At 42.7% G+C, this 12,711-nt stretch carries 9 protein-coding genes; 3 read left to right on the forward strand and 6 right to left on the reverse strand.

Annotated elements, in window-relative coordinates; genetic code table 11:
- Positions 1-118 precede the first annotated feature (118 nt).
- Complete coding sequence (gene cax / locus IEW05_RS13115; protein WP_188539396.1) at positions 119-1,189, forward strand: calcium/proton exchanger; 1,071 nt, start codon at positions 119-121, stop codon at positions 1,187-1,189.
- Between the two features lie 119 nt (positions 1,190-1,308).
- Here the strand turns inward: cax and IEW05_RS13120 are convergent, their stop codons facing one another.
- The 5 genes from IEW05_RS13120 to IEW05_RS13140 all read right to left on the reverse strand — a co-directional run bounded on the left by IEW05_RS13120 (position 1,309) and on the right by IEW05_RS13140 (position 6,322).
- Positions 1,309-1,596, reverse strand: a complete 288-nt coding sequence (locus IEW05_RS13120; RefSeq protein WP_188539398.1) for an Fpa/YlaN family protein — start codon at positions 1,594-1,596, stop codon at positions 1,309-1,311.
- A gap of 193 nt (positions 1,597-1,789) precedes the next feature.
- Positions 1,790-2,035, reverse strand: coding sequence for an HPr family phosphocarrier protein (locus IEW05_RS13125; protein ID WP_188539400.1), 246 nt, complete (start codon positions 2,033-2,035; stop codon positions 1,790-1,792).
- Positions 2,036-2,114: 79 nt separating this feature from the next.
- Entirely contained in the window at positions 2,115-3,230 is a 1,116-nt protein-coding gene (locus IEW05_RS13130; RefSeq protein WP_188539402.1) for an aminopeptidase, read from the reverse strand.
- A gap of 138 nt (positions 3,231-3,368) precedes the next feature.
- Positions 3,369-4,181 (reverse strand): hypothetical protein, encoded by an 813-nt coding sequence (locus tag IEW05_RS13135; protein ID WP_188539404.1) that lies wholly within the window; start codon positions 4,179-4,181, stop codon positions 3,369-3,371.
- Between the two features lie 164 nt (positions 4,182-4,345).
- A complete protein-coding gene (locus IEW05_RS13140) occupies positions 4,346-6,322 on the reverse strand; it encodes a sensor domain-containing diguanylate cyclase (protein ID WP_188539406.1) in 1,977 nt (658 codons plus the stop codon).
- A 472-nt stretch (positions 6,323-6,794) separates the two neighbouring features.
- Between IEW05_RS13140 and rpsD the strand changes: the two genes are divergently transcribed.
- Both rpsD and IEW05_RS13150 read left to right on the forward strand, forming a co-directional pair.
- Positions 6,795-7,394, forward strand: a complete 600-nt coding sequence (gene rpsD, locus IEW05_RS13145) for a 30S ribosomal protein S4 (RefSeq protein ID WP_188539414.1) — start codon at positions 6,795-6,797, stop codon at positions 7,392-7,394.
- 304 nt (positions 7,395-7,698) lie between these two features.
- Positions 7,699-10,797: a transglycosylase domain-containing protein gene (locus IEW05_RS13150; protein ID WP_188539417.1), complete on the forward strand. Its 3,099-nt coding sequence runs from the start codon at positions 7,699-7,701 to the stop codon at positions 10,795-10,797.
- A 73-nt stretch (positions 10,798-10,870) separates the two neighbouring features.
- Here the strand turns inward: IEW05_RS13150 and acsA are convergent, their stop codons facing one another.
- Entirely contained in the window at positions 10,871-12,595 is a 1,725-nt protein-coding gene (gene acsA / locus IEW05_RS13155) for an acetate--CoA ligase (protein WP_188539419.1), read from the reverse strand.
- Between the last annotated feature and the right edge of the window lie 116 nt (positions 12,596-12,711).

Consider the following 12,711-nt stretch of genomic DNA (forward strand, 5'->3'; position numbering starts at 1 on the left):
GTAAAGCAACTATAGACCAGTTCCAAGCTTATCGCTTATAATCTTCTCGTTATTGGTTATATTGGTTTTGACCCCATTTTTTACAGATCCACAAAATAATTGTTGAGGTGTGTCTCCTATGAAAAAATATCTTTTTCCGGGTTTACTTGCGTTTTTCTTCATCCTTAGTGCCATCGGACATTTCGTTGAATGGCCAGCAACTTTACAATTCATCATTTCTGCAATTGCTGTTATTTTCGTGGCAGGATTTCTCGGAAAAGCGACTGAAAGTGTAGCTCACTACGCCGGGCAGCGTCTAGGTGGGTTTCTGAATGCCACTTTCGGTAACGCTGCAGAGCTCATCATTGGTATTTTACTCGTCAAGGAAGGCCTATTTGATATGGTCAAAGCTAGTATAACGGGTTCGATCATAGGGAACCTACTTCTTGTACTTGGTTTAAGCCTCTTTGCTGGTGGTTTGAAACATAAGGTACAACGCTACAATGTGTCCCTTGCTGGAATGAATGGCTCTCTGATGATCGTTGCAATCATTGCCCTATTCGTACCTGCAATCTTTCTCAATTCCCACGAGCTTCCTAAAGAAAACATAACGACTTTAAGTCTTGTTGTAGCTGGAATTCTGATCGTTGCTTACATACTCTGGCTCATCTTCTCCATGATCACTCATAAAGATTACCTAGCAGATGTGACAGAAGATAAAGCTGAGGAACTCCCACATGAACATGCACCAGCCTGGTCCAAACGTCAATCGATCCTCTACCTGATCCTTGCTACGGTCATGGTTGCCTTTGTCAGCGAATGGCTAGTTGATACTCTTGATACCTTTACTACCAAATTTGGACTGAGCGAAATTTTCGTCGGCGCCTTCGTTGTAGCTATTGTTGGGAATGCGGCCGAACACAGTGCGGCAATCATGCTTGCATTAAAGAATAAAATCGGAGCTTCAGTAGAAATTGCCGTCGGAAGTAGTCTACAAATCGCCTTGTTTGTAGCCCCCGTTCTTGTCTTTGTCAGTCACCTGTTTGGCAGACCGATGGATATCGTATTTACCGTAATCGAGCTTTCCGCAATTGGGGTATCTGTATTCATTGCCAAGTCTATTACCCAAGATGGGCAAACTAACTGGTACGAAGGGTTACTTCTTATCGCAGTGTATGCTATTCTAGGCGTATCCTTCTACTTAATATAATCGGCGATACCCACTGCTCAATTTATACATTATCATCAAAAAAAGCGTATGTTCCGGAAAAGTCCGGAATATACGCTTTCTTCATTTTTTGTATATAGGTCTGTTTCTATCAAAACAGGTCATTCTTTATTGTTCATCGCTTCGTAGAGTGTAGCCAAGTTCCGTTCGAGCTTACTCACGATCCCTTTCCCTACCGCTTCCTGGATAAGACCAATACGAACCGCATAATCAACCTGTCTGGAGAAGCCGTACATTTGGGTATCCAGCACTTCCTCATAAAGGGGACAGTAACGTGTAGCCAGGTTCTCCATCTGCACTTCAATCAGCTTCTCTATTTTATCAGCATCTTCCTGCAGAAGATTTAACGCTTTAAGGTTCAATTGCTCCTGCAAATCAGATGAAGTCATGTTGTTTCCTCCCCATGTCCAAAATCGTCACTCACCTATTCTATTCTTAATATTAGACGAAATTGAAGACCAATACAAGAACCTCTCTAAATAAACTAAGTTGAGAGTTCCTTGCCCCCTAGAATGAACCTAGTATTTCTGCAAAAAAAGAACACTCCCAGCCTAATAAGGCGGGAGCGTCTTCTTAATTAACTTATTCAGCTACAACTTTAACATTCAGATCATATTTAGCAAATACCGCAGCAACCGCTGCTTTTGCCTCTTCAGCGTCCGAACCATGAACATGCAGTTCGTAGCTTTGAGTGTTCACTAACGTAGTAAAAAGACCAAGGATACTTTTAACGTCAATATACTTGTTGTCAGCTTGCAATACGATCGAAGAAGCAAACTTACCTGCAGTTTGAGCAATTTCAACTACCGCTTCATTATTAGTGGCCATGAGAATCCCTCCGTCTCTAACTTTGGAAACATAATAATATGATACATTGAATCCGCTTTCCTAGCAAGTTGTTTTCTGCTTATTTTAGGTTTTCGGGGTTCAAACCTTCCAGTTCTGGAAGCACAAATATACCATCTTTGCGAATTAGTACATCATCAAAATAAATTTCCCCACCACCATACTCTGGACGCTGGATCAGTACTAGATCCCAGTGGATGGAGGAACGGTTACCATTATCAGCTTCCTCATACGCTTGCCCTGGTGTGAAATGCAGACTACCTGCAATTTTCTCATCAAACAGTGTATCTTTCATTGGGTGCAAAATGTAGGGATGGAAGCCAATCGCAAACTCTCCAATATGTCTCGCTCCATCGTCGCTATCCAGAATTTCGTTGATCCGCTTGTTGTCATTGCTGGTAGCTTCAACGATTTTACCATTCTCAAAACGGAATACGATATTCTCGAAAGTAATGCCGTTATATAAAGTGGCTGTATTGTAGCTGATCGTTCCATTAATGGAATCGCGTACTGGAGCACTATATACTTCACCATCTGGAATGTTTCTTTTACCTGAGCACTTAATAGCGTTGATGTCTTTGATCGAGAACGATAAATCCGTTCCTGGTCCAGTAATTCGTACTTTATCCGTACGTTGCATAAGATCAGCTAGAGCGTCCTGCGCCCGGTCCATCTTAGCATAGTCCAGATTACAAACATCAAAGTAGAAATCCTCAAACGCCTCTGTGCTGACATTTGCTAGCTGCGCCATGCTGGCATTAGGATAACGAAGCACAACCCATTTCGTATGCTTCACCCGCTCTTCACTATGTACAGTATGTTGATAAAGCGAGTTATACAGTTTCATTTTATCTTCAGGTACGTCGGAAAGATCGTTCACATTCGCACCCGCCCGAATACCGATATAACAGTCCATTTGTTTCATCCGGATTAAATCATAGTCAGCCCAGGTTTTAATCCCTTCAGCAGTGGCATATTTCAATTGCGAGCTTTGAACTGCCTTGTCCGTCAGCTCAACAAACGCATTTCCTCCCTTCTTTCCCACTTCTTCTACAATTGCAGTTAATAAATCGCGTTCTGAACCAATCATTTCAACTAGGACGTTTTCACCCGGTTGAACATCTACTGAGTACCCTACTAGGTTCTCCGCCAATTTCTGTATTCTTGGATCTCGCATGCCTTGTAACGCCTCCTTAAAATTGCGCAATATGCTTGCGCTTAAGAGTTTCCCAACATAGAAACTCTTAGTTGAACATCGGTTAATTCTTCTCTATTGTAGCACGGCTGTAAAGGGAAGTCAGCATATTCAACCCCACTACTGATAACTCGAAAACCGATTGTCTGTTAGCAATACTTCACGTTGTTGAAGCCCCGCTGGGCTCAAATAGATCAACTCCGACTCTGAAGTTAAACGTTGGGGTAGCCCGTTTCTGCGGCCTATCGTTAGATGATAAATAACCTTTGCATCCGTTTGCTTCAATATTTTAGCAAGTTGTTCGTTGCCGCTGGTCCAAAGATTATTTATTTCAGGTTCTACTTTATTGCGGAGTTCAGGTTCCATTTTCGCAATTTTGTTTTCATAATCATTCCTTAGCACCTGCATCTCAGCTGTCAACTTTTCCTTAATCATTTCCTTCGCTTCACTAGGATCAAGCTCAATTCGCAGTACCTTTGTTCCTCTGGCCGCTCCACTCTCCGTCGTAATTTTCTTATTCATCTTACGGATCGTCTCTAATTGGTCCAGTGGATTCAGCCTGGTCATCCCTTTGCTTAATACCTCACCTTGATTGGCTGATATTGTCCAGGCTCCTCCTTTCCAGAGTAGCTTGGATTGAATTTCATCATTAGTCTGTTTGTTGCCTGCAGTCTTCCATGTACCAACTTCGTTCAGTCGCGGTAAAATCGTAACCATCTCTAGTTCATGATGATTCTTTAATTGCCCATAGTAACTTATGTTCTCTTCCATGAGCGGTTTATCTTGGCGTACAAGTGAAGCATTCCCTTGAAAGCTTAAGGCATCTCGACCAGCCAGACCAGACCATGTAAATTCGAACCACTCTTCCGGGGTTTTTGCCTCTCCAATACTACAAGCCACCATGGAGCCCAGACAGCAAAGTATGAATATCATTTTGATTCCTCTATATAACATATAACCTCGCGCCCTTTGTCTCCCGGGAAGCACGATAGCGAACCGGGAAATGATGTGTTAACCAGTAGGTTTTCCCTCATCCCAAAATCTATTCGAAAACAAAAGAACGCCCCAACTGGGCGTTCCTATACTTCAATCTATGCTTAATTACCAATTTGAGTTTGGTTTCTTCCGTTGTTCTTAGACTTATACAAAGCCATATCCGCTTGGTAGAACAGGGATTCTACACTAACCTTGTCATCATACTCTCTCCACTCTGAAACCCCACACGAGACGGTTACAGGCGGATCCGTTTCCATTGCTACACGTAGACGGATTGTTTCTGCAATTTGATAACAGTTTTCAACATCAGCTCCAGGTAGATAAATCGCCAGTTCTTCTCCACCCCAGCGCGCAGGTACATCGCTTTTTCGAATGGAACTTTTAACGATAGCACATACCTGTTTAAGGATTTTGTCCCCAGTCTGATGACCAAATGTATCGTTTACTTGCTTAAATTGGTCAATATCCACGATGATAAGTGATCCATTGACATCCTTCTTCTGATAATTTTGAATCGCATCATCCAAGTAATGCCGAGCATAGAGCCCGGTAAGCATATCTCGGTTCGCCATTTTACGTACTTCAGCATGCAGGGAGGCATTAGAGATAGCTAGTCCGATATGTGAAGCTAATACCTGAAGCAGCTTATAATTCTCATATGAGAAGAAGCGTTCATTCCGGTGAGCCAATATTATGGCCCCATTGACTTCTCCCCCTACTATAAGAGGGGCTGCAATCATTGAGCGGGATTCCGTCTCATCCATCAATCTGGACGTTACTTTTCCATAAGCCTTGTAATCCGATAAAATAATCGGTTCCCGTGTTGAAAACACTAAACCACAGAATCCGTAATCCTTAGGGAAAATTTCCTTAGATAAGGAAGGAACATTACAAGATACGATTTCAAAGATATCACTTTCTTGATCAATCTGCGTGATACAACAAAACTCCGCCTGAAAGATCGAAAGCAATTCATCGGTAGCAAATTTGAACACTTCTTTTAACTTTAAGCTTTGATTCAGCCGCTTGGTCAGTTCATTAATTAATCTTAACTCACTGATTAACAGGTTAGATTGCTCGTACAATTTGGCATTCTCAAAGGCAGTACCAGCCGTATCCGCAAGCATCCCGATTAATTGTAAATCGATATCCTCGATTCCTTCTTGCTGAAGGGTCAAATGAAACACACCATACACGCCTTGCTTACCAATCAATGGAACTGCAATTTCTATGATAGGCTCCCCGTCTTTGTTCGTGTATTCTTTACGAAGCATCCGGCCTTCCATGAATGCCCTAACACACATGTAATCCTCTTGCTCTTGTCCCTGTAACTGCAGTGACTTCACGCGAGGGTCACGACTTGGATGATCCTGCGACATCAAAAGCTCGAGCTTGCCTGCTGGATACATTCCTGCAATTCTCTCGAATACCTCTGTGATCACCGAATCCACATCTATTTTATCATGAAGTCTTTGCACAACTTGAAACAGCATCGATCGTCTGTTTTCTTCACGTTTTGCCTGCTTCTGAATATTAAGTAAATCACTGACAAATAAATTCTCAAATCTCTTATAAAAACAACTTCTAAAATGTTGTGCAGCTGCTTTTACAAGCATCTGCGCAGCTTGGCTTGGCTCACCATCCATATAGCAACCCATCAGAGCAAACAGCTCGCTATGGTCCCGCGTCACAATTGGAGTGGCTATCCATATTCCTGTAGCAGACTTTATGATTGCTGAAGACTGTTTCTCAAGACATTCACGAATAGATGTACTGACCAATTGTCTCTCTACTCCGGTAATTAACTCCGGTTCGTACTCTTGGTTCAGTATTTCTCCCAAATGGTTTGTAATAAACCACTTAACGCCATCATGCTGAGATAAATCAGAGGCTTGTTTTTTCCAATCCTCATAACTGGCTTTTAGAAGAGCTTCGGTATATGGATAATCGTAAGGGGTAATATCGAGCTGTTCTAGCCAATTCATCTGTGCCTCGTCGTCACCCCAAACATTAAGCGGCGGAAAAGATAATTCTGTATACATCTTATTCTTCAGGTCATCTCGTGAATGTTTTGCCATAGGATAGCTCCTTTTCGCCACGTCCAGCTCGCAGCGATGTTTTTCGATTCTGTCCTGAACTCCGCCATTTGAGTGATAGATCCGTTCAATTTCCGTGACTATATGTTTATATTACTATCTTCCTTCCCGTTTTGCATCAAATTTCCTTAAATTTGCCTTACTTTTTTAGGACAAAAGCCCTATCGACAAATTCCTACTTAATTAAACAAAATAATGTCCCTTGATTAGCTCAAACCTTCCCTTGACTCCCCTCATTACATCCTATATAATTTATTGTTGATAAAGACTGGATAGAGTCTTGATAAGGGAGTAACGATTGCGGCACCCTCTTGGTTTTTGTTGCTGACACGACAGCGGCTGAACTTTCATGTCAGTTTGAGCGATTTCATCTATCCTCCGCTCAGGCAAACAAAAACTGCGCAAGTAGAACCCTACAACTAAAATTTCATTTTAAAAGGAGTCTACCTATACAATGGCACGTTACACAGGACCTAAATTTAAACTAAGCCGCCGCCTTGGCATTTCTTTGAGCGGTACTGGCAAAGACTTGAAACGCCCGTTCCCACCAGGACAACACGGTGCGAACCAACGCAGAAAAATCAGTAACTACGGTATGCAACTTTTGGAAAAACAAAAACTTCGTCACATGTACGGCTTGGGCGAAAAACAATTCCGCACTTTGTTTAACAAAGCGCAAAAATTGCCAGGTATCGCTGGTGAAAACTTCATGGCTTTGCTTGAAAGCCGTCTGGACAACCTTGTATACCGCCTTGGTTTTGCCAACTCCCGTGCAGGAGCACGTCAATTGGTATCCCACGGTCACATTACAGTAAACGGCAAAAAAGTTGATATCGCTTCTTACCGTGTAGAATTAGGCGATGTTATCGGCCTTCGCGAAAGAAGTCGTGGTCTTTCTTCCGTCAAAGAAGCTTTGGAAAATCGTTCGCATCTTCCAGCTTACCTTGAGTTCAACGATACTGCACTGGAAGGCAAGTTCATCCGCCTACCTGAGCGTTCTGAATTGTCTCAAGAAATCGATGAGAAACAAATCGTCGAATTCTACAACCGTTAAGATTAATATTGAAATAGCCCGGGGTCTTAGACTCCGGGTTGTTTTTTTCTATAGCGACTATTATATAACAACTAAGCAAACTTTCGTTTAAAAACCGCTAACTCATCCCACCGATTTTCACCTTCAACTAAGTCTCTCCAACCCTTTGTCCACATGAATTCAAAGATCCCCTAATATATAATCTTATCCAAAATCAAATCGAAATTGATGCTATCTCAATCTATATTGTAATTGAAAAGGCTTAAAAAACATCCAAGTTTTGCGAATTTATGCTATAATGTTGCTGTTAAAAAGGAGGATACCCATGGTTGATACTAACGATAAAAACTCCGGCAAGGAACAAGGTACGCACGAAGACAAGCCACCTGTTCGCAAGCGTAAAAGAGGAAGATGGGTCTGGAAAACACTGGGCTGGCTTACTCTACTCGTAGTTGCCGGAGTTCTTTTTGCAGGGGGCGCCGCATTCGGTTATGTCTCCTCCATCGTCAAAGACGATCCGGTACGTTCACGTGCCGATATTGAAGAGAAGATCAATTATAACGAAGTAACAGGTTTCGCTTATTTCCGAGACGGTACGCCCATAGGCCAACTTCGATCAGAAGAAGATCGTCGTCCTGTCAGTTATGAAGAAATCCCTTCATCGGTCATCGATGCGGTCATCGCTATCGAAGATAATAATTTTAATAACCATATTGGGATTGACTTTAAAGGTACCCTGAGAGCAGTCAAGGAAAGATTGCTTAAGGAGAACGTCCAAACTGGCGGAAGCACGTTAACCCAACAACTGGCACGTCGTGTGTTCTTGAATTTGGATCGAACGGATAACCGGAAAATCAAAGAAATGCTGCTCGCGTTACGATTGGAACGATTCCTCTCGAAAGAGGAAATTATTACGGCTTATTTAAATAAAGTTCCTTTTGGAAATGGTTCTAACGGCTATCAAGTCTATGGCATCAAAGCTGCAGCTAAAGGTATATTCAATACTACTAAGCTAGAGGATCTGAATATCGCCCAGGCTGCTTATCTAGCTGGCTTACCGCAGCTTCCCTCGACCTACTCGGCGTTTAATGGGAAGGGTGAGTTTAATCAGGAGGCATTTGATCGTGCACTTAAGCGGCAACGCCTTGTCCTCCAACGTATGCTGGAAGAGAACAAAATAACAAGTGCGCAATATGACGAAGCTATGGCTTTTGATATTCGTGGATCGCTTGCTACAACAACGAAAAAAGCTTACGAGACCTATCCGTATCTAATGCTGGAAACTGAACGCCAAGCAGCCGTGGTCATCGTTATGTTAAACAACCCGGAAATGACTAAAGAAGAGGCTTCTAAAAATTCACAATTGATTGAAGAAGCCCGTCAACAGCTCTTAACTGGCGGATACCGAGTTTACACTACGATTGACAAAAAAGTGTATACTTCGATGCACACTGTTTCAGATAATGAAGCCAACTTCAGCCCTTATAGTGAAACTAAGGGGCTTGAGCAAGTAGCCGCGATGATGATCAACAATAAAACCAGTGAAATCTTAGGTATGATTGAAGGTCGCGACTTCTATACTGAACAGATGAACTATGCAACACAAATGGTGAGGCAACCGGGCTCGACCATGAAACCGATTGCCGCCTATTTACCGGCGATGGAACTCGGATTAATTCAACCCGCGAGCATCATCGATGATTCGCCTATCATATTGCGAGATTATACAAAAGGGTATCATATTCCTGTTAACTCCAGCGGTGGGTATAAAGGTCTAGTGACCGCTCGTACTGCACTGAATGAATCTCGAAATGTCCCAGCGCTGAAAATTTTCAATCAAGTTCTGGGTATCGACAAAGCTTGGGACTTCTCTAAGAAGCTCGGTATAACGACGTTGGACGAACGAGATTATGGAGCGCAAACAGGGGTACTTGGCGGACTTAGATACGGCGTAACCGTTGAGGAATTAACCAATGCCTACAGCTCAATCGCAAACGGCGGAGAATTCGTTGATGCGTATATGATCTCTAAGATAACCGATTCTAAAGGTAATATTGTATACAAGCATAATGCTGACCCACAACGAGTATTTTCCAAGCAAACCGCTTACTTGATGACCGATATGCTACGTACTGTCATTACTGACGGTACAGCTAAATCTATTAAAAGCGAGTTTAAGAATTACGGGAAAATTCCGATTGTCGGAAAAACCGGTACCACACAAAATTATGGTGATGTCTGGTTCATGGGCTTCACGCCAGATGTTTCTCTGGGTGTCTGGATCGGTTATAAAGAACCGGTTAATACACTATCCAATGCCGGGAAATCGAGAGCCAAATCCATTTGGTCCTTAGTCATGAATGAAGTAACGACTAACAAACCCGATTTATTTACGACAACGGAGTTTACAAAACCAGATGGTATCGTCTCTAAGACGGTATCCGGGTATAGCGGGAAGCTTCCAACTGAATTAACAAGTCAGGCTGGTAAGCTCGTTACTGATATTTTCAACTCTAAGTTTGTACCTACTGAACCGGATGATGTACTTGTTCGAGCGAAATATATAACGTATGAAGGGGTTAATTATATCCCTCAAGAATCCACGCCTTCAGATATGGTTCTAGAAAAAATAGTGATGAAGCGTGAGAAACCGATCAAGGAATTAGTTGACGATCTTCAAAATGCTTTTAAAATCATGAAATCTCATAAAGACATAAGCTTCTACATGCCTAAAGATGCTGGCGAAGACGCACCAACCAAGCCTGACCCACGTGTAGATGATGGCATTGATCCAAGTGCCCCAATAAACGTAAGATTCTCGTCCAAAGATAACTCTGCAACGATTACGTTCAATAAGAATCCGGAGAATGATGTTGTTGGATATCGTCTATATAAATCATTAGATGGTGGAGCATTCCAATACACTGGAACAGCAGTACTTACTGGTGGTGCAACATCCTTTACCGATAACATCTCATCCGACCACAGCTACAGTTATTACGTTACAGCGGTCGATGTTGCAGGTAGGGAGTCAGGACCAAGTGCATCCGTTGGTTATGACGGTTGGTTCCCTCCTGATGACTCAGGTACTACTCCAGATTTCGGAGATAGCGTGTGGCCAGATGACAACACAGGAAATACTGGCGGAGAGCTCTCAATCCCCGCTACTCCATCTTCGGTTACTATACGTAACGGAGACAATGGATTAACTGTTACCTGGGGAGAAAACTCCACACAGGACCAAGTTTCGAGCTATAACATCTACCTATCAGCTACCTCAGATGGCGCATATTCCAAGGTTGGCTCGACTCCTGGAACACAATTTTCATTCAAGACTGATTCTCCAAGTGGATGGATTCAAGTAACGGCAGTCAATGCCAGCGGAGAATCCACAGCGTCAACACCTATTCAATTTAATAAGTAATCTATACAAAAAGAGTTCCTCAAGTCAATTGACCTGAGGAACTCTTTTAAAATTCATTGATATCGTGATCCTTTTAATCCTCTATCGTAGATAAGTCGCCTACCGGAAGATTCAATTCCCAAGCTTTAAGCACCCGTCGCATGATTTTACCGGAACGTGTCTTAGGTAGCTTATCCTTGAATTCAATCTCTCTAGGCGCTGCATGAGCGGATAGCCCTTCCTTAACAAACTTCGCTATTTCGGCCTTCAATTCCTCGGAAGGTGCATACCCATCCATTAGGGATATGAAAGCTTTAATTATCTCGCCACGCATCGGATCGGGCTTACCGATAACACCCGCTTCAGCAACAGCTGGATGCTCCAGTAGCTTACTTTCAACCTCAAACGGACCGATACGTTCACCAGATGAATTGATGACATCATCAATCCGTCCTTGGAACCAAAAATATCCATCCTCATCCATATATGCAGTGTCACCTGAAATATACCATCCAGGGATTCGGAAATACTCTTCGTATTTAGGTGCATTATTCCAAATGAGTCGCATCATCGATGGCCAAGGAGTTCGAATCGCCAAGTTACCCATTCGGTGCGGTGGAAGCACCTTTCCATTATCATCAATAATCGCCGCCTGAATGCCTGGAACAGGTTTTCCCATCGACCCTGGCTTCAAAGGCATAGACGGGTAATTACAGATCAGTTGCCCCCCCGTCTCAGTCATCCACCAAGTATCGTGAATTCTTTGACCATATACTTTGAGTCCCCAACGTACGACTTCAGGATTAAGTGGTTCTCCAACGGATAAGACATGTCTCAGCGAAGATAGATCATATTCCTCAACAACATCCTGTCCAGCGCCCATTAACATCCGGAAAGCTGTCGGAGCACTATACCATACCGTTATCTTGTTACTCTGAATGGTATTATACCAGTCACTTGGACTAAATCTACCACCACGGATCACATTGGTCACACCAAGCAGCCATGGCGCAAACATGCCGTAAGACGTTCCTGTAACCCAACCTGGATCAGCAGTACACCAATATACGTCATCTTCTTTAAGATCAAGAACTACTTTCCCAGTATAATAATGCTGAATCATTGCGTTGTGAACATGGTATACACCTTTTGGTTTGCCAGTAGAGCCGGAAGTGTAGTGAAGGATTAGTCCATCTTCTCGATTCACCCACTCGATTTCTGCTTCAGGTGAGGATTGTTCCATCACCGCATGATAATCGATAATCCCTTCTATAGGCTCCAGATCCTTACCAACTAGAAAAATCTTCTTCAGCAAGGGTAGTTCATCAATCTTCACACGCCCTAGTAACGCAGGAGTTGTAACAATAGCTACGGCTCCGCTATCTTCCAAACGATCCTTCACCGCAGTCTCCATAAAGGCTTCAAACAACGGGCCTACAACAGCCCCAGCCTTGATGGCGCCAAACATACTAACATATAGCTCAGGACTTCGTGGCATGAATACAAATACGCGATCCCCTTTGGATATACCATGCTTACGAAGTACATTGGTGAATTGATTGCTCAAATCTTTCATTTGTTGAAAAGTATAAGCTTCATCTCTTGACGCATCACTGTAACGAAGTGCAATTTTTCCACCCTTACCTAAATCCACATGACGATCGATAGCTTCATAGGCCATATTAATGAGACCCGTTTGGTACCAGGAGAATTCCTTCTCCACGTCTTCCCACTTGAAATTGTTATACGCTTCTTCATAATTGCCCAAGTTGGACAAGGGTGCATCTGCCGAAATTATTTCGCCTTGCAATTGACTCATACTTTCATCCTCCCTTGAAACTGTCCCTCTGGATAATATAAGATTGAAACAAATGAAAACGGATTCATGTTAGTAGATTGAAATAGTTAAGGATAATTATCACAATGTCAATTGAT

This window comes from Paenibacillus segetis (assembly GCF_014639155.1).
GTDB classification, from domain to species: Bacteria; Bacillota; Bacilli; order Paenibacillales; family Paenibacillaceae; genus Fontibacillus; species Fontibacillus segetis.

Coding starts and splice junctions, on each gene's coding strand:
- rpsD (WP_188539414.1), top strand. CDS start 6,795: ATGGCACGTTACACAGGACCTAAATTTAAACTAAGCCGCCGCCTTGGC.
- IEW05_RS13130 (WP_188539402.1), bottom strand. CDS start 3,230: ATGCGAGATCCAAGAATACAGAAATTGGCGGAGAACCTAGTAGGGTAC.
- acsA (WP_188539419.1), bottom strand. CDS start 12,595: ATGAGTCAATTGCAAGGCGAAATAATTTCGGCAGATGCACCCTTGTCC.
- IEW05_RS13140 (WP_188539406.1), bottom strand. CDS start 6,322: ATGGCAAAACATTCACGAGATGACCTGAAGAATAAGATGTATACAGAA.
- IEW05_RS13120 (WP_188539398.1), bottom strand. CDS start 1,596: ATGACTTCATCTGATTTGCAGGAGCAATTGAACCTTAAAGCGTTAAAT.
- IEW05_RS13125 (WP_188539400.1), bottom strand. CDS start 2,035: ATGGCCACTAATAATGAAGCGGTAGTTGAAATTGCTCAAACTGCAGGT.
- IEW05_RS13150 (WP_188539417.1), top strand. CDS start 7,699: ATGGTTGATACTAACGATAAAAACTCCGGCAAGGAACAAGGTACGCAC.
- IEW05_RS13135 (WP_188539404.1), bottom strand. CDS start 4,181: ATGATATTCATACTTTGCTGTCTGGGCTCCATGGTGGCTTGTAGTATT.
- cax (WP_188539396.1), top strand. CDS start 119: ATGAAAAAATATCTTTTTCCGGGTTTACTTGCGTTTTTCTTCATCCTT.